This window comes from Pseudomonas sp. HMSC065H01, assembly GCF_001815235.1.
In the GTDB taxonomy this organism is placed as follows: Bacteria; Pseudomonadota; Gammaproteobacteria; order Pseudomonadales; family Pseudomonadaceae; genus Pseudomonas; species Pseudomonas aeruginosa.
Map to the genome: position 1 here is coordinate 38,291 of NZ_KV819899.1, position 22,126 is coordinate 60,416.

13 protein-coding genes and 1 pseudogene are annotated in these 22,126 nt (G+C 65.3%); 1 reads left to right on the forward strand and 13 read right to left on the reverse strand.

Annotated features, from left to right (window positions below; translation table 11 throughout):
• Positions 1 to 7 precede the first annotated feature (7 nt).
• From HMPREF3014_RS19075 to exoT, 4 genes are all read right to left on the reverse strand, one after another.
• Positions 8 to 673 (reverse strand): DUF799 domain-containing protein, encoded by a 666-nt coding sequence (locus tag HMPREF3014_RS19075; RefSeq protein WP_003083573.1) that lies wholly within the window; start codon positions 671 to 673, stop codon positions 8 to 10.
• Positions 670 to 1,023: a DUF4810 domain-containing protein gene (locus tag HMPREF3014_RS19080; protein ID WP_003083569.1), complete on the reverse strand. Its 354-nt coding sequence runs from the start codon at positions 1,021 to 1,023 to the stop codon at positions 670 to 672. The genes HMPREF3014_RS19075 and HMPREF3014_RS19080 overlap by 4 nt, the downstream gene beginning before the upstream one ends.
• Before the next feature lie 30 nt (positions 1,024 to 1,053).
• Complete coding sequence (locus HMPREF3014_RS19085) at positions 1,054 to 1,740, reverse strand: CsgG/HfaB family protein (RefSeq protein ID WP_003111706.1); 687 nt, start codon at positions 1,738 to 1,740, stop codon at positions 1,054 to 1,056.
• Positions 1,741 to 2,235: 495 nt separating this feature from the next.
• A complete protein-coding gene (gene exoT / locus HMPREF3014_RS19090; RefSeq protein WP_017002016.1) occupies positions 2,236 to 3,609 on the reverse strand; it encodes a T3SS effector bifunctional cytotoxin exoenzyme T in 1,374 nt (457 codons plus the stop codon).
• Positions 3,610 to 3,772: 163 nt separating this feature from the next.
• Between exoT and HMPREF3014_RS19095 the strand changes: the two genes are divergently transcribed.
• Positions 3,773 to 5,182: an MgtC/SapB family protein gene (locus tag HMPREF3014_RS19095; RefSeq protein WP_003118557.1), complete on the forward strand. Its 1,410-nt coding sequence runs from the start codon at positions 3,773 to 3,775 to the stop codon at positions 5,180 to 5,182.
• 264 nt (positions 5,183 to 5,446) lie between these two features.
• Here HMPREF3014_RS19095 and HMPREF3014_RS19100 read toward each other — a convergent pair whose 3' ends face one another.
• The 9 genes and pseudogenes from HMPREF3014_RS19100 to trpI form a co-directional block, all read right to left on the reverse strand.
• Positions 5,447 to 5,842, reverse strand: coding sequence for a hypothetical protein (locus HMPREF3014_RS19100; protein WP_003083536.1), 396 nt, complete (start codon positions 5,840 to 5,842; stop codon positions 5,447 to 5,449).
• Between the two features lie 212 nt (positions 5,843 to 6,054).
• A pseudogene (locus tag HMPREF3014_RS34815) lies at positions 6,055 to 6,218 on the reverse strand (transposase); the annotation flags it as partial.
• 242 nt (positions 6,219 to 6,460) lie between these two features.
• Positions 6,461 to 6,994: a hypothetical protein gene (locus tag HMPREF3014_RS34820; RefSeq protein ID WP_170868655.1), complete on the reverse strand. Its 534-nt coding sequence runs from the start codon at positions 6,992 to 6,994 to the stop codon at positions 6,461 to 6,463.
• Between the two features lie 317 nt (positions 6,995 to 7,311).
• The gene (locus HMPREF3014_RS34690; RefSeq protein WP_153274314.1) at positions 7,312 to 7,782 is read right to left on the reverse strand and encodes a hypothetical protein; all 471 of its coding nucleotides are present in this window, start codon (positions 7,780 to 7,782) and stop codon (positions 7,312 to 7,314) included.
• Positions 7,779 to 18,311 carry a two-partner secretion system putative hemagglutinin TpsA2 gene (gene tpsA2 / locus HMPREF3014_RS19105; protein WP_023086856.1) on the reverse strand — a complete coding sequence of 3,511 codons (10,533 nt, stop codon included), beginning with the start codon at positions 18,309 to 18,311 and terminating at the stop codon, positions 7,779 to 7,781. The genes HMPREF3014_RS34690 and tpsA2 overlap by 4 nt, the downstream gene beginning before the upstream one ends.
• A gap of 112 nt (positions 18,312 to 18,423) precedes the next feature.
• The gene (locus tag HMPREF3014_RS19110) at positions 18,424 to 20,112 is read right to left on the reverse strand and encodes a ShlB/FhaC/HecB family hemolysin secretion/activation protein (protein ID WP_023086855.1); all 1,689 of its coding nucleotides are present in this window, start codon (positions 20,110 to 20,112) and stop codon (positions 18,424 to 18,426) included.
• A gap of 296 nt (positions 20,113 to 20,408) precedes the next feature.
• A complete protein-coding gene (locus HMPREF3014_RS19115) occupies positions 20,409 to 20,636 on the reverse strand; it encodes a DUF1161 domain-containing protein (RefSeq protein WP_003097347.1) in 228 nt (75 codons plus the stop codon).
• A gap of 183 nt (positions 20,637 to 20,819) precedes the next feature.
• Positions 20,820 to 21,035 carry a dodecin gene (locus HMPREF3014_RS19120; protein WP_003097345.1) on the reverse strand — a complete coding sequence of 72 codons (216 nt, stop codon included), beginning with the start codon at positions 21,033 to 21,035 and terminating at the stop codon, positions 20,820 to 20,822.
• Positions 21,036 to 21,135: 100 nt separating this feature from the next.
• On the reverse strand, positions 21,136 to 22,023 hold the full coding sequence (trpI, locus tag HMPREF3014_RS19125) for a trpBA operon transcriptional activator TrpI (RefSeq protein ID WP_003122282.1): 888 nt from the start codon (positions 22,021 to 22,023) through the stop codon (positions 21,136 to 21,138).
• Between the last annotated feature and the right edge of the window lie 103 nt (positions 22,024 to 22,126).

Below are 22,126 nucleotides of genomic sequence, written 5' to 3' on the forward strand. Positions count from 1 at the left end.
GCACGGCTCAGTCGCTGCCGTACCTCGGCGAGCGCGGGCCGTACAACAGTCCGCCCGGCTGGCCGGCCGAGAGCAGGCGCGCGCTGGTCATCCCGGCGATCGGATAACCGGCGTCCTCCACCGAACTGTTGATGATCTGCTTGACCGCCGCGGTGATCAGCATGCCCACCAGGCCGCCGTTGTTGCCGCCGTTGCCTTCCTCGCTGGAGGCGGTCGCCGAGCCGGTCCACAGGGTGGTGCCGGATCGCAGGTCGACCAGCTTGGCGCTGGCGGTGACGATGGTCGCGCTGCTGATCACCATGTAGCGCGTGCCGTAGTCGCTCACCGTGACGTACAGCGCCGCGTCGGCGCCATAGATCTCGCGCAGCTTGGCCGGGGACACCTGGTGCACGTCGCCGGCGCTGGTCAGGCCGTTCTGGCGGAAGGTCTCGTCGGCCAGCGCCACCGGCACTACGTAGTAGCCGGCCTCGGCCAGCGGGAAGGTGACCTGCGAGAGCATGCTGTAGGTCGCCTTCACGTCGGGCGACTCGTTCAGCGGCGGCAGGACCAGGATCGAGCGCGGCTTGGCCTGCTTGAACGCCGAGTAATCGACGCTCTTGGTCGGCGCGCAGCCGCCGAGCAGGGCCAGCAGGGTGAAACCGGCCACCAGGCCGGACAGTCGGGCGAGTTTCAACGGGCACCTCCACGGGCGTTGTTCAGGAGGAAGTCCATGTAGGTCGCCGACTCGGGAAACAGCGCCTTCTCGGTCTCGAACTCGCGGACCATCTGGTCGTCCTTGCCGATGCTGGAATAGAGCAGCCCCAGCTGGGCGTGGTAGCCCGGCGGCACCGCGCCGTTCTTCGCCCGGATCTTCTCGAGGTCGGCTTCCAGCGCCTGCGCCTGGGCCTCCTTGGATTCACCCTTGAAGTATTCGTGGACCTGGGCCTGGTAGCCCTCCCACTGGTACAGCGTCTTCGGTCCGCTGCACCCGGCCAGCGCCATGCTCCCCAGCAGCGCCGCCGTCCATGTGATCGTCTTGCTCATGTGTGCCGTGATTCCCTGGTTTCTGGTGGATTATTGGTTCTGTGGCTTCCAGGCCCCGCTATCGACCGCGTTGACCAACTTGTTCACCGCCTCGCGCATGGCCAGGTCGAGAACCTTGCCGTTGAGGGTCGAGTCGTAGCTGGCGGTGCCGCCGAAGCCGATCACCTCGCGGTTGGACAGGGCGTACTCGCCAGCGCCCTGGGTCGAATAGACGACCTCCGAGGTAGAGATGTTGACGATGTTCAGCGCCACCTTGGCGTAGGCGATCTGCGACTTGCCGCGGCCAAGGATGCCGAACAGCTGGCGGTCGCCGACTTCCTTGCGGCCGAACTCGGTGACATCGCCGGTCACCACGTAGTCGGCACCCTTCAGGCGCTGGGCCTGGCCCTTGATCGCCGCTTCCTGCTGGATCTCGCTCATGTTGTCGCGGTCCAGCACGTTGAAGCGATTGGTCTGCTGCAGGTGGGTGATGAGAATGGTCTTGGCCTGGCCGCCGAGGCGGTCGACGCCATCGGAAAAGATCCCGCGCATGTAGCTGGAGCGGTTGTCGAACTTGCCTACCGCAATCGGCGAACGCACGCCGCTGTAGGGTCGGTTGACGCTCTCGACCTGCTGTACCGGCAACGCGGTGGAGGTCTCGGTGGCGCAGCCCGCCAGGCCGGCCAGGGTGGCGACGGCGAGGAGCGGCAGTAGTGCTTTCTTGGCGCTGTGACTCATGGGGTTCTCCTGGAAAAAAACGCTATCGACGCGGAGCGGCTTCTAGCCGCCCCGTGTGCGGAAAAGAGGGCGTAGTGAAAATCGAGGAAGGCCAGGCGGCACGGCGGCGCGCCAAGGCGAGGGGCGAAATGGGGTGGCCACGATTTCTTTCCTTGAAATACGAATGCGTCGATCAACCGGCGCTCCCGGCCGGCCTTGGAAATCCGAAACAATCGTGCGGGAAGCGATGCACGAACCGTATGAGCCATCAATAGGCCATCTCGGTGGGCGGCAAAGTTACCACAGTTATTCCGATCGTTTCGTTATGCAGGAAGCATACTCGGAGAATTCTGACTGCGTCTCGTTCGCAGGATCGAGGTGGGACGCCGGGCACCGGTGTCCGCCACCAACCGGTGGCAGCCAGGCAGGCCTCCTTGCCGCCCATTGCGCCCGACGCTGTACGGCGCAAATGAAAACGGACACCCCTTGGGAGTGTCCGTCTCTGCCGTCGACCGGTCAGGCCAGGTCGAGGCCGCGCATTCTCAGGCGCAGGTCCTGTTCCTGGGGCTTGCCTGAACGATCCGTCCCGTTTGCCAGGTCCAGGGCATCGAGCAGTCCCTCGCCGTGGCCGCTCCGTTCCCCCAGCGTGGCCTCTTCGAGCACCCGACGGGTCACACCCTGCCCATCCTTGGCGCTGAGAAGCACGCGCATGTCGGTCCCCTTGTCGTAGAGGATCTCCTGCTCATCGCCCTCGATCGATATCTCGCTGACATCGATCCCGGATCTGCCGAACAGGGTGGTTATCGTGCCCTGGCCCGCGAAGCTCCTGGCAACGCTGGGGTCCCGGGAGGTGGAGAGATAGCCGGCGTCGTGGCCGACCTGGCCCTCTTTCACCGCCTCGAAGGCATCCCTGCCCTGGGTGCCGCGGAAGGTCTTCACGACCTGTTCAGCCGGTCCGCTCTTTTCGAACGCGGCAGACATGCCCCGGTCGATCAACGCCTGGCCCGCATCCAGCTCTCGCCCCTGACGCAGGGAACGATTCAGGTGCTGGTACTCGCCGTTGGTATAAAGACCGAGCGCCATCACCTCGGCATCGCTGTACGGCCCGTCCGGGTGTTCGCCGAGGTACTGCTCCGCCTCCAGCCCGAAGTGCTCCACCAGGCCATCCGCCAGCGCCTTGTCGACAGGCTCGCCCTTTACCTCGCTCTCTACCGCGTGGCGCAACAGGGCGACCTTGTCCATTACCGCATGCAGTTGGACGGCGATTTCGCGCAGTTGCTCCGGGCTTGCGCTGAGTACATGCTGGCTGGCGGCACCGCCCGCGGTCCCCCACTGTTGCAGCGCGATCCCCCCAACGCTCTGTTCGAGCAGGCGGGCAGCCTGGGTACGGGAAGCCTCGATCCGGCTGCCATCGCGAATCCCGACCAGGGCGGTGGCCAGCGAGCGCAGGGCGCCGTCGCCGCTGGCCAGGCGCGTGTGATCCTTCGCCAGCCTCTCCGCTGTCAAAGTCGCCAGCTCGCTCGCCTTGCCAAGTCCGCCCAAGGTCAGGGGCAGTGCCTTTTGCAGCATCATCTGCTTGATCTCGGCGGCCGAGAGACTGGCGGCAGGCGGCGCGTCCTGACGGGAGAGCGGCGCCTGGGTGGAGGCGTGGGCACGGCTCCCCAGCAGTTTGCCCAGCCACTCGATGATCGCCACGAAGGGACGCGCGAGGGCGGCCCCCAGGCGGGAGAGCAGGCCCTCGCCCTTCGGTGCTTCCTGGCGCTGGGCCAGTTGTTGCGCCTCCCGGGGAGTGGCCACCTGGCGGGCCTCGACCTGTCCCAGGCGCCCGGCCACGGCCTGGCTCAACTCAGCCACGAAAGACGGGTTCTGCTGAGATGATTGAATATGCATGATGATTGACGTCTCCTGATGTTTCCCCGCCAGTCTAGGAACGAGGCGCCCCTCCGCCTATCAGGATTGGCCGTGGTTTTTTTACTGTTGGCGGCCGTCGGAGCACGCGGAAAGAGAACCGTCAGCGGCCGAAAAACAGCGGACTTTCCCTACGCCAGCTCCCGTGCGCCTACACCGGGGCGGAGAACCCGATGGATATCGGCGGCAGCGACGGGCTCTTGGTGGACGGCGCACCGCCGTGCGGGCGCCTCGGGGTCGTCTGCTGCTATGGTGCGCACAGGCACGTCGCCATCCTCTCTCCCGGCGAATGGAATCGAGCATGACGCTTTCCCTGGATCTGTTGTTGAGCCTGTGCACGGCCCTGGCCATCGGCCTCCTGATCGGCGCCGAGCGCGGCTGGCAGGAGCGCGACCACGAAGATGCGCGGCAGATCGCCGGAATCCGCACCTTCAGCCTGGCCGGCCTGCTCGGCGGCTTCGCCACCCTGCTGGCGGGCGAACTGGGCAGCGCAGTCTGGGTAGCCTTGCTGCTGGCCCTCGCGGCGCTGGCCGTGGCCGGCTACGTGAGCGATGTCAGGCGTGGCGGCGACCAGGGCATGACCACCGAGATCGCCCTGCTGATGACCTTCCTCCTCGGCAGCCTCGCCCTCACCGAACAGCGCCTGCTGGCTGCCGCCGGCGGCATCGTGCTGACCCTGCTGCTGAGCCTCAAGGACAAGCTCCACGCCCTGCTGAAGCGCCTGACCGCCGAGGAGCTATCGGGCACCCTCAAGCTGCTGTTCATTTCCGTGGTCCTGCTGCCGGTGCTGCCCAACCAGGGCTATGGTCCCTGGGCGTTCTTCAATCCCTACCTGACCTGGTGGATGGTGGTGCTGATCGCCGCCCTCGGTTTCTCCGCCTACCTGGCCATCCGCCTGATCGGCTCGCGCAAGGGCCTGTTGCTGACCGCGGTGCTCGGCGGCCTGGTGTCCTCCACGGTGATGACCCTGACCCTGGCGCGCCTGCGCGAGCGCATGCCCGACGCCCTGTTGGCGTGCGCCCTGCTGGCGACCTCGGCGCTGATGTTCCCGCGCATCCTCGTCGAGATCGGCGCGATCCACCCGGCCTTGCTGAAGGAACTGGCCCTGCCATTCGCCGCCACCACCCTCGTCTACCTTGGCGGCACGCTGTTCCACGCCCTGCGCGGCGGCCGCGCCAGCCAGGAGGCGCCCGACGAGCCAGGCCTGCGCAACCCCTTCGAACTGCTCCCGGCCATGCGTTTCGCCGCCCTGCTGAGCGCGATCCTGCTGTTGGTGGAGGTCGGCCGGCGGCTGTTCGGCGACGCCGGCATCTATGCGGTCGCGTTGCTCTCCGGCCTCGCCGACGTCGACGCGATCACCCTGTCCCTGGCCCGCGCGGCGCAGGGCGAACTCGATCCAGGCGTGGCCAGCCGCGGCATCGCCCTTGCCGCCCTGAGCAACAGCCTGGTCAAGGCCGGCCTGGTCGTGCTGGTGGGCGGCAAGCGGCTGGCCCTGCAAACGCTACCCTTCAGCCTGGCGGGGCTGCTGGTAGGAGCGCTGCTGATCCTGTTGTGAGGCGCCGGGGAAACCCCGGAGCGCCGCTGGACGAACGCGACGGCAACCGCCTGGCGCCCCGCATCAACCTGCGCGGCTACTGGCTGCAACGGCCGGGTTTCGAGGACCGGACCAGGACCCGGGTGAGGCAGGGCGGCCTGGCGATCACGGCGGAGCGAGGGGAGGGGACGTCTCCGCGCTGGACTGAGGCGTCTCTGCGAGGTCGGAGACAAGGCGGTGGCTGGCTGAGCCAATCACCCTTTGCGGCGTGAAGAGCGCCTGGAACTAGCGGCACTCACCCCGCGCGGTCGCATCGACCACCCTGCCCGAGGCGTCGGCAAAGAACTCGTAGATGCAGGTGTAATAGCCGCTCTGGTTGGCCGTGCCGGTCTTCTGGTTCAGGACCGAGCTGTTGGGCGTATTGCCATGGCCCTGCTCGTAGTAGGTGTAGTCGTAGTCGTGGCTATAGTTCTCGTACTCCTTCCACACGTACTTCTGCCTGGCGGCATCCCCCGTCACACGTTCCGGCTCGCCGAAGCGCTTGATCACGTCCTGGATCGGCAAGCCGATCCAGGATTGCGCATCGCTACGCGCGCGACTGCCATAGGCCTCCATGACGCACCCCGACACGCTGATCGCAAGGGCCGCCAGGGCGGTGAGTCTCAGAGCCAGTACCGGCATATGTGCTTCTCCTTCCATGGCGGCCTGCCTACGCGGCATCCCGCTCCCTTTGCGCGGGTCGGTGTGCTGCGAATGGTAGGGGGCCGGGGCCCGCCCGTTCAACGGGAGACGGCGGTTTCCGGTGTACTAGTACATTGGGGCGCTGTGCGACGGGGCAGTAGAAAGGAGGGTCGGCAAGCCGCCAGGAGCAGATGGATATGGGTGGTTATTCAGCAAAATGCATGGAGCTTGTTATCGAAGGCATCCTCGAGGTCCCGTAGATCGGAGAGGTAACGCTGGTAGTCCTCGTCCTCGGCGAATACCACTTGCCGATTGTGTCCCCGCTGGACCATGTGAAGCGGATAATTCGGTAAACCACTCGCCCTTGCCTAGGCATCGCGGAGCCTCCTTACGGCGTCTGCGCTGGAGCCTCCTTGCTTAGAAAACTAGAGTAGGGAAAATAAATCTGTCCCCTTTATGCTGCTAATTTCAGAAACTGCGCCACGCAGAAACACTCAAAGCAAATAACTCGCTAAACCATTCTCCCTTACCTAGGCATCTTGCCCCCTTGACGGAACCTGCGCTGGAGCCTCCGTGTTCAGAAATTAGGATAGGGAAAATAAAAATTCTTCCTTTATGTTAATAATTAGAAATAAGTTTATCTACGTACTCTTTCCGGTATAAACCCAAATCAGCCTGCTCCATCATAAACTCTCTACTAACGAACTCGCCAAAATCAAAATTTGAATATACAGATTTCGTTTCATCCAACATAACCAAAACCCCTATCTCTTCTAAAACCTCTTCATACAGAACCCATGAGACCATATCTGAAAAAGCTACTATTCTACCTACCTCTCCAACTAAAACATGCTCTTCATATAAAGAACACAGCCTATTCTCTATCTCAGTAAAATTAACTTCAAGCAGATCAACCTCATAAACCGAGGAGATCTCAAATTTATTTTTTTGGGCTACCAAAAAGCAGAAAAATATTTTTTTCGCACCACTATTAACGCTAACAAAAAATAACAATTTTAAAATACTCAAACTATATAGAGCCGATCTCTCAACAAAAAATGTCATCCCTTTCCTTACCTTAACAATATTATCTGGAAGCTTCTTTGAAAAGTCCACCAAACCACATAAAACATGCTGACAGGAACTATTCATATTACACCCTAAGGATTTTCAAAACGAATCTTTACAGCAATATTTTTCTTACTTTTTCCACCTATCTTTAGTTCCGCAGAAGGTAGCCCCGCGACGAGAAAAGGAGAAAAGGGGACAGATTTATTTTTGCTACTCTAATTTCGGCGACTGCGCCCACTCTGAAACGCTCAAAGCAAATAATTCGCTAAACCATGCGCCCTTACCTAGGCATCGCGGAGCCTCCTTACGGCGTCTGCGCTGGAGCCTCCCTGCTTAGAAAATTAGAGTAGGTAAAATAAATCTACCCCTTTATTTATTCTTTATTTAATAAAGCATATTTATTTCTGAAAAAAAGTAATAGTAGGGCCATAATCTTGATCTGAGCAAGATAGCAAAACCGAAAAATCTCTATCTGGAAATTTCTCTTTTAAAATTAAGCGCCATGATAGAGAAAGCATATGAGCAAGCTGCTCAAAAATTTCATCTTCTACATCCTCATTGCACCCGGAAAAAATATCATAAATATGGGTATGATTAATGAATCTCTCTACAGACTGGATATCATTTTCTAATCTTTCCATCCAGTCATTAAATTTTTTTTCCTCATAATTCATCTCCAGTATTACCGCCCCCCTATCCAAGATAAAATCAGGAAAAACCAATTTCCCTAAGATCAATAAGTCTTCTGGCCTGATTTCATAGGAAATATATGAAAATACATCAATCTCATTCTTATTCTCCCAGCCGGACCTCCATAACTCATAATTACTCAAACACTTTAAATCTTTAAAAGATACTATTTTTTTCATGGTATCTCATCCGAATTAGCAGGGCGCGGAGCTAATTTAGTTGATGGAGATTGTACTCTAACACTTCCGTCTGGCAATATATTTCTACCATATTCTATTACATGAGGCGTGGGTATGTTTGCATGCGAAGCCCCGCTTACATCGACCCTTTTAATAATCATGCCAGTCGAGTCATATACAGCATAACTTGTAACATTCCCCTTATTATCAGATCTATATAGCACTCCATTGGCTGGCCCACCATCTAGCTTAAACCTACCGCTAGTCTTAATAGCATTTTCTAAGGGGCCACCAGTAAAGTTCCCTTCTGCACGAGGAGGATTTGGTATTTTTGTTTTAGTTGCTTCTTTCACCGGATGCGTATAAGGCATCCCCGCCTCAGCATCCGCCAACGCCCCAATGGTAGGCAGATTAGCCTTTCCTGGGGCCACCTCTCCTTTGGGCAACTCTCCCGCCTTCAGCGCATTCATGAGCGCCTTGGCCGATACCTTGCCAGCGGCACCGCCCATTGCCGGAACGCCGATTCCGAACGGATTGAACCCCGTCTGGTCCAGGTATGCACCGACTTCCTTCTGCCACTGTGGATTGCCGTTCCACCAGAGGTTGGCGGTCTGCTCCAGGTGCAACTGACCAGCCGTCGTCCAGTCGACGACGTTTCGGCCCATCAGGAAACCGTAGGCTATATCGCTGTCACTTCCTCCCGGATTAGCTGTTTCCTGCCGGGCCACCAGCTCGTTGAGAGCCGTAGACCCCGCATCGATCTCCGCACGAATCTCCGCGCAATTACCCGCAGCCACGCAGCCATTCAACCTCCGCCGGTTCTCGTCGCTACGCGCCTTGAACTCTTCCTCTACCTGACGGCAATTTCCCTGGGACTTGCATTTCTGCAAGGCGTTATCCAGATCGGCCACATCCTGATGGTTGAGGAAGTTGTATTGCGTCGAGTTCTTCGCTACCCAAGCAGCGCTTTCCAGAGCTTTGCCTGTCACATCAGGATCGCGTACCGCCGCAGCCAGAACACCAACCAATTGCGACCCCATAGTGACCATGGCTTCACGGTTCTCAGGGCTCAAGCTCTTGAAGGCCTGGTCTAGCTTGGCCACCAGCGCTTCATTGGCGCCAGCCGCCGCGGCGCCCGTGGCGAAATCGCCACCGCTGACCTGCGCCGCCAGGCCACCCATCAGGGCGTGCATGGTCACCATCGAAGGATCGCCTGGCTTCAGGCTGTATTCCTGGCCGATATCGCCGACGAAGTTGAAACCTGCCGCCGCGAAACTGTTGTAGAGCGCGCTCTTCAGCGCCTCGTTCAGGCTCCCGCCCTGGCCCAAGGCCTGGCTCAGTACAGTGGATGTAGCGTTCTGCATCGCCTGATTGGCAGCGAAGCGACCAACACCAGATAGGCTGCTGAGGTCTACCGTGACCTTTCCAGTAAGCGGATCAGTCTTGGTCTGAAGAATCCCGTCGAAGTACTCAGCCGTCAGCCCCCCGGTCAGGCTCGCAATAGCAATCTGCTTCAGACTGTCACTACTGAAGCTGTCTTTCAGCACCTTCCCGAGATCGCCCTTGTTGTTGATCAGGCTGACCGCTGCCGTGCCCGACAGGCTTCCTGCCGCACCAACTCCTGCGCCCATGGCGAAGCTACTGGCACCCACTCCTGCACCACTGAGCGCTCCCGCTGCCGCCATGCCACCGATGGCTGCCGCCGCGATGGCGACAGCGATCTGCGTCGCCGGCCCCATGCCCGAGTTGCTGTACTTCCAGCTATCGTGCACCTCCTGCACCATGCGCCAGTCCACATCCCCGCGCTGCTCGGCCTCCTTCAGCCACGCCAGTTGCGGATCCGCCTGCACCATCGCGTCGATGGTCTGGCTCACGGTCTTTTGGTCGATATGCTTGAGGTCGATCTTCAGCCCTTCCACGGCCTTGATCGCCAGATTCCCCTGGGCCACGATCTGGGTCTGCCGAAGCGTTTCATCGGTCTGCCCTTTCCCCTTGGCGCTGTTCCACGCCAGGTCGCCCTTGCTCTTCTCGTGGCTTTCCTGGTGCAGGTCCTTCACCGCCTCGAAGGTCACCCCGCCGCCGCTGACGATGGCCAGGTCGTTGCCCGATTCCAGCTTCGCGCCCTGGTAGGTCTGGTCGCCGCCGCTGAGCAGGGTGAGGTCGCCGCCGCTGCTGATCTGGCTGCCCACCGCCTTGACGTCGGTGACTTCGTCGCGCCGGGTTTCCTTGCGGCCGAAATCGCCTTTCTTCTTCTTGTCGTACAGGTAGTAGTTGCTGTCGTTGGCGGCCAGCAGTTCCAGCTTGTCGCCGGCCACCAGGTAGGCCTCGTCGCCGGCGCTGGCCTGGCTCGCGATCAGGCGCAGGTCCTGTCCGGCATTGATCGCCAGGTCGCCCCCGGCATCCACGCGGGTGCCTTGCTGGGCGACCTTGTCTTCCTGGTAGGTGACCTTCCTGGTCTTGCTGTAGGCATGCTCCTCGTTCGCCGCCACCGCCAGGGTCACGTCGCGCCCGGCGGAGAGGGCGATGTCGCGGCGCGCTTCGAGGGCGCTGGCCACTGCGCTGAGGTCGCGCCCGGCGCTGACGTTCAGGTCCCGCCCAGCACTGACTTCGGCGCCGAGCTGGGTCACGCTCTGTAGCCGCGACGTGCTCCAGCGGGTCTGGCCCTGGCGGTCCTCGACGGCGGCGACGGTGACGTCGCGTCCGGCGTCGAGGCTGAGGTCGCCGCGACTCTGCAGCACCCCGCCGAGGTTGGCGATGTCGCGTCCGGCCTGGACGTTCAGGCTGTTCGCCGCCTCCACCCGCGCGGCGCTGTCGGCGAAGCTGCGCTCCCAGGTGCGGCCGTCGAGCGCGCTGTCGTAGCGGGTCACGCTGCGTTCGTTGATCACGTCGCCGGTCAGCGCGGTGAGGCTCACATCGCGCCCGGCGATGACCCCGCCCTGGCGGTTGCGGATCGAGTCGCCGGCGAGCAGGTCGAGGCGCTTGCCGGCCTCGATCAGGCCGCTGTTGTCGAGGTTGTCGGCCGTCGCCGAGAGGTCGTTCCGCGCGCGCAGGGTGCCGACGTTATGCAGGTCGCCGCCGCTCACCAGCTTCACGTCGCGGCCCTGGATCAGCGCACCGTTGGGTGCCAGCCGACCCTCCGCCTGGGCCAGGTAGACCACCGGCGCGAGGACCTTCTCGCCGTTCACCTCGACCTCTTCCAGCCAGACGATGTCGTGAGTCAGCGCCGCCATCTGCTCCGCGCTCAGACCCACACCCAGTTGCAGGTGCAGTTGGTCCTTGTAAGCGATGGCGTTGTCCATCAGGTAGCGGAACAGTGCCTCGTCGCTGCTCAGCCCGTCGATGTAGCGCTGGCCGGTGCGCGCCACCACCGCGTCGCGGATCAGCCGCTGCTCGTAGAGACCGTCGCCGAGACGCTTCTTGCTAGCGTCCGGGTTCATGCCCAGGCCGCTGAGCAGGTAGTCCGAGTTGAGGAACTGCTTCAGTTCGGTGAGCGCCGGGTTGGTCTCGATCAGGTACTTGTGGCTGGCGCTCGGCGTGGCGTTGCCGGGCACGCCCTGGACCCGGGCGACGCCCGGCAGGCTACCGCCGAGCGCGCTGCCGCCCTGACCCAGGACGTTGGCCGCGCCAGCCAGGCCATCGACTCGCACGCCCTGGCCCTGCCAGGTACCGGCGACGTTGCCGGCGCCTTGCTGGCCGACCGAGACGCCGCTACCGCCCTGGGTGCGGTCGGCGCCGGCACCGAGCGCGGCGCTGCCATTGCCGTCCTCGGCGAAGCGCGAGCTGAGACGGAACAGGCCGTTGTCGCCCTGGGGCAGGCTGAAGCCGGGCAGGGTAACCGGGTTGACCTGGCGCCGCGCCAGGTCGGGCGGCAGTTGCGAGGTCAGCGGCACGACCACCGAAACCCCGCTGCCGCCCACCGCGCTGTCGCCCACCTGGCGGCCACTGCCGACGAAGGTGTAGCCGGGGCGGGTGACGCCGTTGTCGATGCGCGTGCTGGCATTGACCGTGACGTCGCCGGCGGCCTGGATCACCGCTGCGTAGGACTGGTCGCCACTGCTGATCGGGGTCGGCCCCTTGCTCGGGAATTCGTACTCGAAGGACCAGTCGCTGAGGATCGCGTTGAGCGCGGCGGGAATCTCGCCCGCGCGCGCCGGGTCGAAATTGGCGCTCTGGTACCAGTAGAGGTTGGTGAAGTTGCGCGACTTCTGGTCGATGCCGCCGATATCGCCGCCGCGAGCGGTACGCAGCACGCGGATGGTTTCCAGCTCGCCGGTTTCCAGGCCCTGGTTGTCGAGGACTTCGAGGTTGGCGGTGAGGTTGCCGCCGCTGCCGATCAGGCTGGAAAGGTTGTTCAGGGTGCCGCCGTCGATGGCGAAGTCGCCTCCGGCCAGCAGTTGCCCCATGGCGCTGCTGGCAGTGACCTCGGTCTTGTCGCGCTGGGTGATGGTCCAGATGGCGTTGCGCTTGCCGCTGCAGTCGCCCGCGTTGACGCCTTCGATGCAGGCGGTCTGCTCCATCTTCGCGGTGTACAGGCCCGACTTGCTTTCCAGCACGGCGCGACGGTTCTCGATCAGGCTGGCACGCAGGCTGAAGTCCTTGCCGCTCTCGATCACCCCGGAAAGGTTGCGCAGGCTGGCGGCACGGTTGCCGGCATCGTCGCGGGCGATATCCAGCCTGCCGAGGCTGTACACATCCCCGTAGAGGTTGGTGATGTCGCCGGCGCGCAGGGTCATGTCGGCGCCACTGAACAGCAACCCGCGCTCGTTGAGCAGGGCGGGCGCGTTCAATCGCAGGCTGCCGCCGCCGCCCAGGGTGCCGTAGTTGTTCAGACTCGCGGCGCTGGCCACGAGGTCGCCGGCGGCGGTGATCCGCCCACGGTTGACCAGCAGGTTGCCGGCGCCGAGCGTGACATTGGCGCCGCCGGCGAGGCTGGCGGCGTTGCCGAGGTCGAGGCTGGCGGCGTTCAGGGCGAAGTCGCCGAGGCTGGTGGCGCGGCCGTTGCCACGGTAGCCGCCGCTCAGGTCGAGGCGCAAGCTGCCGTCGCTGGCCAGCAGGCCGTCGTTGCTCCAGTCGCCGCCGCGGCCAGTGAAGGACTGCACCGCCAGCAGCTTGCCCTCGGCCGTCTGGCGGAAGGTGCCGATGTCCAGGTTCAGGCGTCCGGCTTGCAGCACGCTGCTGTTGGTCCATTCGCTGGCGCGGATGTCCAGCAGGCCATTGGTGGTCAGTTCGCCGCCGGCGCGGATCACCTGCGCGGAATCCAGGCCGAAGGTGCCATTGCCAGTGTGGAGGATGCGCCCGCCGGCGTTGGCCAGGCTGCCCAGTTGCAGGTCGAGGTCCTGGTTGGCGCTTTCCAGCACGCCGTAGGCGTTGTTCAGGTCGCCAGCGACCAGCCGCGTGCTGCCGCTGCGGCCGAGGGCGCGCAGGCTGCCGCCGCTGTTGTCGATCGCGGCGGCGCGCAGGTGCAGCTCGCTCTCGCTTTCCAACTGGCCGAAGCGGTTGGCCAGCGCGCCGGCCAGGCTGAAGTCGATGCGCCCGGCGCCGACCTTGCCGCCCTGGCCCGCCGCCGCGCCCTGGTTGAGGAAGCGCTGGCCGTCGAGGCTGAGCAGGCCGCTGGCGTAGAGGCCGCCGCCCTGGTTGTCGAAGTCGGCAGTGACGATGCGGTTGTCGCCGCCCAGCGCCGAGAGATGGCCCTGCTGGTTGCGCACGCCTTGCCCGGCGCGAATCTCCAGCGACCGCGCCTGGGTGACGCCGGCGCTGTTGTCGAACAGCCCGGTGACCAGCTTCAGCCAACCCTTGGCGCTGTTGAGCACGCCGCCGGCGCCGTTGTCGAGGCTGCCGCTCTGCAGGTCGAGGTTGCCGGCCCGGCTGTCCAGGCGGCCGCCCTGGTTGTCCAGCGCGCCGCCGATACGCAGCCGGTTGTCGCCCTGGGCCTGGAGCGTGCCCTGGCGGTTGTCCAGGCTGCCAGCCTGCACCTCGAGGGCGCCGGCCTGGCTGAAGATCAGGCCGTCCTGCTGGTTGCGCAGGGCGCCGCCGCCCAGGCGCAGGCTCATGCCGGCCTGGCTGGCGAGGGTGCCGGAGGCGCTGTTTTCGAGGCTGCCGGCGCTGATCTCCAGCAGCCCCTGGCTGACCAGCTTGCCGCCGCGGTTGTCGACGCTGGCGCTGCGCAGCAGCAGGTCGCCGCCGCTGGCCAGGCGCGCCGCGCCGGTGTTGACCAGGGCGCCGCCGAGGATGGCGTCGAGCCGGCCCTGGCTGATCAACTGGCCGTCGCTGTTATCCAGGCTGGCGCCCTTGAGCAGCAGGCTGCCGCCGTTGATCCGGCCGCCGGCGTTGTTCAGCAGCGTATCGTCGCGCTCGAAGCTCAGCGCGCGCTGCGCCGAGACCAGGCCGCCCTGGCCGTTGTCCAGCTTCCCGGCGATGCTCAGGGTCACGTCGCTTTCGCCGGAGACAATGCCCTGGGCGTTATCCAGGCTGGCGGCGTCGATCCGTTGCGCGCCCTTGCTGACCAGGGCGCCCTGGCCGTGGTTGTCCAGCGCGCCGCCGAGGCTGATGGCCAGCTCGCCGTCCTTGCTCGAAAGGGTGCCGCCGGCGCTGTTGTCCAGGCTCCCGCCTGTCACCGTCAGGCCCTGCCATCCGGAGAGCAGGCCGGCGCCGGCGTTGCCCAGCGCGTCGGCGTCCAGGCGCAGTTTCCCGGCGCTGATGATGCGCCCCTGCTGGCCGTTGTCGATGCGCCTGGCCAGCAGCTCGAAGCCCTGCTGGCTGGAAATCTCGCCGCCCTGGCGGTTGTCGAGGACGTTCAGCCGCTCGATGCTCAGCGGGCCGCGGGCACTGATCAGGCCGCCCTGGTTATCCAGGTCGCCACCCCGCAGGTCGAGACTGACGCCGCGCTCGCCGATCAGCCGGCCCTGGCGTTGCACCAGGCGCTCGACCGTCAGGCGCAGGTCGCCCCGGGCGGAGATTTCGCCGCCGTCGGCGGAGTCGACGCGCCCTGCCGTCAGTTCCAGTTCGCCGTCGCTGGTCAGCAGGCCGCCACGGTTGTCCAGGTTGGCGGCGCTCAGGCGCAGCGACTGCTTGCCACTGAGGGCGCCGCCACGGTTGTCGAGGTCGGCGCTGCTGACGTCCAGCACGCCCTGGCTGATCAACTGGCCACCCTCGGCGTTGTCCAGCGCGCCAGTGGCGACGCTCAGGCCGGCGTTGCCGGAGAGCAGGCCCTTGCCGCTGTTGTCCAGCGAGGCGCTGGCGAGCGTCAGGCGGGCGCCGGAGACGGTGCCTTCGGCGTGGTTGTCCAGCGCGCCGTCGACGCGCAGGTCGATGCCGGCGCGGCTGGCCAGGGTGCCCTTGGCGCTGTTGTCCAGGCGAGCGGCCGCGATGTCCAGGCCGGCGGTGCCGGAGATCACCCCGGCCAGGCTGTTGTCCAGGGCCTGGGCGATGCGCAGGGTCAGGCTGTCGGCGCCGATCAGGCGCCCGCCGCGGTTGTCCAGGCTGGCGGCGGCGAGGGTGAAGGCGCGGTCGCTGGAGATTTCCCCGCCGGCGCCGTTGTCCACCGCGCCGAGCTGGCGCAGCAGCAGCGCGCCGGGCGTGGCGATCAGGCCGCCGTCGCGGTTGACTAGCGTGCCGCCATTGAGGTCGAGGGTGACGCCGGTTTCGCTGACCAGGACGCCGCCTCCGCGCTGGTCGAGGCCTTTCAGGTTGGCGTCGAGCAGGCCCTTGGCGCTGACCCGGCCCTGCTGGCCGTTGTCCAGCCGGGCGGCCACCAGGGTGATGCCGGCGTTGCTGCCGATGCCGCCGTTGCGGCTGTTGTCCAGCACGCCGGTGCGGATATCCACCGCACCCTTGGCGCTGATCACGCCGGAACGGCTGTTGTCGAGGCTGGCGCCCTTCAGCGTCACGCCGGCATCGCTGAGCAGCCTGCCGCCCTGGTTGTCCAGCGCGGCCTGGCTGGTCAGCGCCAGCGCACCGGCGCTGGAGAAGGTCCCGCCACGGTTGTCCAGGCGCGCGGCGCGCGCCGTCAGGCTGCCTTCGCTGACCAGCGCGCCGCCCTGGTTGTCCAGCACGCCGCCGAGGCTCACGCTCAGGCCGTTCTGGCTGTCGAGCCGACCGCCGTCGCCGTTGAACAGTTCGCCGCCGTCCAGACTCAGGCCGTCGCGCCCGGCCAGCACCCCCTTGGCCTGGTTCAGCAGGCGCTGCACGGTGAGGCGCAGGCCGCTGTCGCCGATGACCTTGCCGCCGCGGTTGTCCAGTTGCTCGCGGGCGTTCACGGCGACCCTCGAGGTGCTGGAAATCTCGCCGGCGCGGTTGTCGACCTGCCGCGCCTCGATAGCGATGCCGCCATTCGCGGCAATCAGCCCGGACTGGCTGTTGTCGAGCACGTCGGCCGCGACCTTCAGGGTCTTTTCGCTGACCAGTTCGCCACCTTGCTGGGCCAGGCTGCCAAGCGTCGCCTGCAGGTCGCCCTTGGCGGCGATACGCCCTCCGGCGTTGCCGACGGCGTTCGCTGCGAGGTCCAGGCGGCCATCGCTGAGCAGCTTGCCACCCTGGTCGTTGCGCAGGCTGGCAACCTCCACGCGCACGCCAGCCTTGCCGCTGGCGCTGCCGCCGTCGCGGTTGTCGAAGGCGCCTCCCGTGGCGCTCAGGCCGGCGTCGGCCACCAGCACGCCGCCACGGTTGTCCAGGCTGGCGCCGTGGACGTTCAACTCGCTGCGGCTCGACAGCAGGCCGCCGGCGCGGTTGTCCAGTTGCCCCACCGTCACGCGCTGCGCGCCCTGGCTGAGCAGGCTGCCTTCATCGCGGTTGTCCAGCAGGCCGCCGAGGCTGACCTCCAGGCCGCCCCGGCTGCTCAGCGTGCCCTTGCCGCTGTTGTCCAGGCTGCGCGCCCGCAGGTCGAGGCGGTTGGCTGCGGAGAACAAGCCGAGGCGGTTGTCGATGGCACCGCTGGCGACCACCAGCAGGTCGTCGCCGATCAGCTTGCCGCCGCGATTGTCGAGGCTGCCGACGCGGGCCTCGACGCGCTTGCCGGAGACTTCGCCGTCCCCCCGGTTGACCAGCGCCTGGGCACTGACGCGGGTGGACTGCTGGCTGCCGAGCAGGCCTTGCTGGCCGTTGTCGAGCGTCGCCGCGCCGACCTCCAGGTCGTTCAGGCCGATCACCTGGCCGCCACGGTTGTCGAGATCGCCACGGGTCTTGACCACGGCGCGGTCCCGGCTCTGCAACAGGCCGTCCTGGCGGTTGTCCAGGCTGCTCGCCTCGACCCGCAGTTCGCCCTCGGCGAGCAGCTTGCCGCCACGGTTGTCCAGGTGTCCGCCGTCGACCCGGACGGTCGCCCCCTTCAGGCTGCCGCCCTGGTTGTCCAGCGCCTGGCTCGCCTTCGCTTCCAGCGCGCGGCTGGCCACCAGGCTGCCGGCGTTGCGCAGGGTGCCGCTGCGCAGCTCGAGGTCGCCGCGCGCGTTGCGCCGCTCGTCTGGCTCGACGCCGGCTTCGATCACCCCGGCGTTGTCGATATGCGCCGCCTCCAGCACGATGCGTTCGCGCGCCGCCAGGCTCTGCCGGTTGACCAGTTCCTCCGCGCTGCGGATCTCGGCGCTGCCGCCGGCGTAGGTCTTGCCATTCAGCTCCACGGCCTGGGCCGCGATCTTCAGGTCGCCCTGGCTGGAGGCCTGGGCCAGGCTCAGCTTGCCGCTGGCGTCGATGCGGATGTCGCCGCCGCTGGCGGCCATGTCGCCGGCCAGCCGCACCCCCACGCCCTGCTCGGTGCCGACCAGGCGGATCGCCCCGGCGTACATCCCGCCCAGCGCCGAGCTGTCGATCGCCAGCTGCGGCTTCTCGCTGCCATCGGCAGCGCGCGGCGTGGCCTGCAGGCTGTCGGCCTGGACGTCGTTGCGGCCGGTGACGATGTTGAGGTTCTTCGCGTAGAGCTTGGCGTTGAGCTTGGCGCTGCGGGTGATCAGGTCGAACTGTTCGAGGTTGCCGACGTTCAGTTCGGCGCCTTCGACGACGATGTCGCCGCCGTCCACCTGGAAGCGCTCCAGGCGCTGGCCGTCCATGATCGGCTTGCCGGTGGTGAGGGTCGCGCGCGGCGTGTTGATGAAGCCGCAGCCCTGGCAGGTGATGCCGTGCGGGTTGGCGACGATCACCCGCGCCGACTGCCCGGCCACCTCGGTGTAGCCGGCCAGGGTGCTGCGGTTGCCGCCGGTGACCTGGTTGAGGATCACCTGCGCCGCCTGGCCCTTGAGGTTGGGGTTGCCGAGGATGATCCCGCCGAGCTGGGTACCCTGGGTCTTGCCGGTGGCGTTGTTGAGGATCAGCCCGTTGGCGCCGACGTTGTAGTCGCGGAAATGGTTGTTCGACAGCCCGGCGCCGTTGGGCGTGGCGATATTGACGATGGGCACGCCGTTGCCCGCCTGGCCCAGGCCGGTGTTGCCGCCGGCGGCCTTGTCCAGCGCCAGCCCCGCCGCCGCGGCGACGATCGGGTTGAGGAACAGGATGCCGGCCAGGGACAGGGCGATGCACTGGTTCAGCGGGCTGCGGATGTCCATATCGTTACTCCTTGGCGGGTAGGGGCCCGGCGAGGTTAAGCAAGGTTTTCCAAGGAAAGGGCCTCGATGCAGGTAGGCGCTTTCCTAAAGCGTTCAGGAGGTCGCCGCGTCTTCAGAAGAACGCGTCGACCCGGAAATAGATCGGGTGCTCGCGCCGCTCGATGGCGCTGGGCCGCTCCAGCGAGCGGGCGAAGCCGACGCTGGCGGCGAAATAGCGGCCGCGGGCATCCAGTTCGATGGCGTTGCCGCTCATGCGCCCGCTGGCGCCGTCGTTGTAGCGGTCGTGGCGGATCACGCCGACGTCGTAGGCGAAGGCCACGCCGTATTCCTGCAGCCAGGGCCGCAGCGGCGCCCACTCCACCGCGCGCCGCCAGCGCAACTGGTTGCGCCAGTAGCCGCCGCTGTCGCCGGTCAGGGTCTGGTCCTTGAAGCCGCGCACCGAGCTGTTGCCGCCGAGGCTGATGCGCTGCGGGCTGAACAGCACGTCCTCGCTCCTCTGCCCGGTGGCCAGGCTGTCGAAGCTGAAGCGCTCGCCCCATAGCTGGAACGGCTGCAGGTAGCTGAGGGTCAGGCTGTACTTGTCGTAGCGCGCATGCGGATCGCCCGCGTGCGGGTGGCCGCGACCCTGCGCGCCAAGGGCGCCGATGCCCTGCTGCCAGCCGAGGTCGAGGTTGACGAAACCGCTGCCGATCCGCCGGCCGTGGTTGAAGCCGAGCTGGGTCTCGGTGATCCGCGTGCTCTGGTCTTCCAGGCGGGTGTCTTCGACATAGTTGTTGGTGCGCTGGTGGCTGAGCCCCAGGCTCATGGCGGTCTTGCTCACGCCGTCGCGGTGCAGCACGCGTTCGGCGCGGAACTGATGGCTGCGGCTGTCGCCATCGAGCTTGAAGGGGAAGCCGCTGGCCTCGTTGCGCGTGCGGTAGTCGCTCTGGCTGTAGCCGTAGGTGAAGGTCCACCAGCCCCAGGGCAGGCTGTAGAACAGGCTCTGGCTGTCGGAATGGCGCCAGCGGTCGGTCACCGCGTCGCGGTTGGCGCGCAGGTTGAGCTGGTCGGCCAGGCCCAGCGGGCTGTCCCAGTCCAGGCCCAGGCCCATCTGCTGCTCGCCGGTGCTGACGTCGCCGTCGTTGTTGCGCGTGGCGGAGACCCGCCAGGGCTTGTCGCGCTCGCCCTTGAGACGCACCCGGCTGCCGCCGACCTCGCTGCCGGGCACCAGCTCCAGTTGCACCTGGCGCGACGGCAGGCGGCTCAACTGGTCGACCAGTTGCTCCAGCTCGCGCAGGTCGAGCAGCTCGCCGGTCCTGCCCGGAAAGCTCATCGCCAGTTCGCGCGGGCTGGCCAGCGCGGAGCTGTCCAGGCCCTCCAGGCGGCCTTCGACGACGATGATGCGCAGGGTCCCGGAGGCCAGGTCCTGCTGTGGCAGGTAGGCACGGGTGGTGACGTAGCCGCGATCCAGGTAATGGTCGGTGACAGCCTTGAGCAGCGCATTGAGCTGGCCGACGCCCAGGCAGCGCCCCTGGTAGGGCGCCAGCAGTTGGCGACGCGCGCTTTCGTCGAGGTGCCCGGCGCCTTCCAGCTCGATGCGGCGGATCTCGAAGCAGCGCTCGTCGTCGCCGGAGGCATCCGCAGCGGCGGGCGCTCCCTTGCCGGGCAGTTGCTGGAGTTCCTCCAGGCGCTTGCGCTGTTCGTCCAGCAGGCGCTGCTGGCGGTCGCGGATCAGGTCGCGGTCACCGGGGGAGGTGAAGGGGGCGGCGCTGGCCATGAGCGGCAGGCACAGGAAGATAAAGGCCAGGCGATGGAGAGCCACGATTTCATTCCTTGAAATACAGAAAGGCGCGATGTTGGCCCAGCGGCTACAGCGGGTAAGCAGGAATATTCCGAAATCCGTCTTCCATGAGTCGGACAATCCGGAATTAAGGCACAAGGCCATCTGGGCGTGCCGAAAAACCTAACACAGACTTTTGGATTAATCCGTTAGATGGCACGCTTTCTCGACGAACTGCAACAAGACCCATCGTTGGCAGGGTACTCATCGCGGCAAAAAGAAAGGGCCGGCTCCCATGGGAAAGCCGGCCCCGGATACTGCTCGTCGCAGGCGCTGCATCAGCCGCGCTGGTAGACGATTTCCTTGGTGCCGCCGTCGCAGGTGCCGACTACCTTCTTGTCGGTGACGCTGCCCTTGTCGACGATTTCCAGGGTGTAGGCAGGAACGCCGTTGGCCTTGATCTTCGCATCGATCTCGGCTTTCAGTTCCTCACAGGGCTTGGCGGCGAATGCGCTGCCCGCCACGGCAAACAGGCCGACTGCCAACATCAACTTCTTCATGAACACATTCCCTCGTTGCATGGATGAAGACCCGAACGGGTCAGGCTTGCCAAATGCGGCAAGGTTGAGACGAGCGCGCCGCCCATGGAGGCACGCCGCCCTCATAGCCTGTGCATGATCCGGCGAAGCGGAAAGACGCGGCGGCCTTCCCAGGGCGCTGGCGATCGTGGACAGGTTTCCAGGGTGCCATCAGCTATTGGCGATACGGAACCCTACTTTCAGGGTCACCTGGTAATGGCCGACGGCGCCGTTCTCGATGTGCCCGCGGGTATCCACCACCTCGAACCATTCCAGATGCTGGATGCTCTTCGCCGCTTCGGCGAGGGCGTTGTTGATGGCGTCCTCGATGCTGGTCTTGGACGAGCCGACCAGTTCGATCTTCTTGTAGGTGTGGTGATTGGACATGAACTCTCTCCCCGGACGATGCCTGGTTCTTCGCGCCCGACGGGCGCCTCTGTTCAATGGACACTAGCCGAGCCGGAAAAGTGCAGCAAATCGCCAGCGCTCAGCCTGCCAACTGCTCCCGCAACCATTGCGCCAGGCGCCCGGCACGCGGATCGTGCAGGCGCGCCGGTACCCACAGGGCCAGGCGCGCATCGGTCTCGATGAAGCCCCAGGGCGCCGCCAGGCGGCCTGCGGCGAGATCGTCGCGGACCAGCGCCTCCGGGGCGATGGCCACGCCGAGGCCCGCCACCGCCGCTTCCAGCAGGTAGTAGAGATGCTCGAACCCCTGGCCATAGCGCAGCGCCTCCGCCGCCAGCCCCTGGCTCGCGGCCCAGGCCGGCCAGGCCTGGGGTCGCGAGGCGGTATGCAGCAGCGGCTCCTGCAACAGCCGCGCGGCGGGCGCCTGGGCCAGGCCGGTTTCCTGCGCCAGGCGCGGGCTGACCACCGGACCCATGCGCTCGGGCGCCAGTTCGAAGACCTGCATGTCCGCCGGCCAGGGCGGCTCGGCGAACCAGAGCATGGCGTCCAGGCCGGGACGACGCGGATCGAACTCGCCCTCGCTGGTGGACAGTTGCAGGCGCAGGTCGGGGAGGGCACGGTTGAGCTGGTCCAGCCGCGGGATGAACCAGCGCGCCAGCAGGCTGCCGGGTACGCCGAGGACGAACGGGGCCTCGGCGGTCTGCCGGCGCAGCTCGGCACAGACGCCACGCAGTCGCTCGAACGCATCGCCGCAGGCGTCACGCAGGCGAACGCCGGAATCGGTGAGTTTTACGCCGCGTCCATCCTTGCCGAACAGGGCCACCCCGAGATCGTCCTCGAGCAACCGCACCTGCCGGCTCACGGCGCCATGGGTAACGTGCAGTTCCTCGGCCGCCAGGCTGATGCTGTGCAACCGGGCAGCGGCTTCGAAAGCGCGCAGGGCATTCAGGGAAGGGAGGTCGCGGCTCATGGCTATTCGTGAGTTTTCCTGACAGGTTTGAGCAATCTTATCGGTTTCTTTTACCCGGCGGGGGGATTAGATTCTGCCCATACGTCATTTCCTGGAGCCCTCC

Excerpts from the sequence above, each read along its gene's own strand:
- tpsA2 (WP_023086856.1), bottom strand. The coding sequence starts at position 18,311 with ATGGACATCCGCAGCCCGCTGAACCAGTGCATCGCCCTGTCCCTGGCC.
- HMPREF3014_RS34690 (WP_153274314.1), bottom strand. The coding sequence starts at position 7,782 with ATGAAAAAAATAGTATCTTTTAAAGATTTAAAGTGTTTGAGTAATTAT.
- exoT (WP_017002016.1), bottom strand. The coding sequence starts at position 3,609 with ATGCATATTCAATCATCTCAGCAGAACCCGTCTTTCGTGGCTGAGTTG.
- trpI (WP_003122282.1), bottom strand. The coding sequence starts at position 22,023 with ATGAGCCGCGACCTCCCTTCCCTGAATGCCCTGCGCGCTTTCGAAGCC.
- HMPREF3014_RS19100 (WP_003083536.1), bottom strand. The coding sequence starts at position 5,842 with ATGCCGGTACTGGCTCTGAGACTCACCGCCCTGGCGGCCCTTGCGATC.
- HMPREF3014_RS34820 (WP_170868655.1), bottom strand. The coding sequence starts at position 6,994 with ATGAATAGTTCCTGTCAGCATGTTTTATGTGGTTTGGTGGACTTTTCA.
- HMPREF3014_RS19085 (WP_003111706.1), bottom strand. The coding sequence starts at position 1,740 with ATGAGTCACAGCGCCAAGAAAGCACTACTGCCGCTCCTCGCCGTCGCC.
- HMPREF3014_RS19120 (WP_003097345.1), bottom strand. The coding sequence starts at position 21,035 with ATGTCCAATCACCACACCTACAAGAAGATCGAACTGGTCGGCTCGTCC.
- HMPREF3014_RS19080 (WP_003083569.1), bottom strand. The coding sequence starts at position 1,023 with ATGAGCAAGACGATCACATGGACGGCGGCGCTGCTGGGGAGCATGGCG.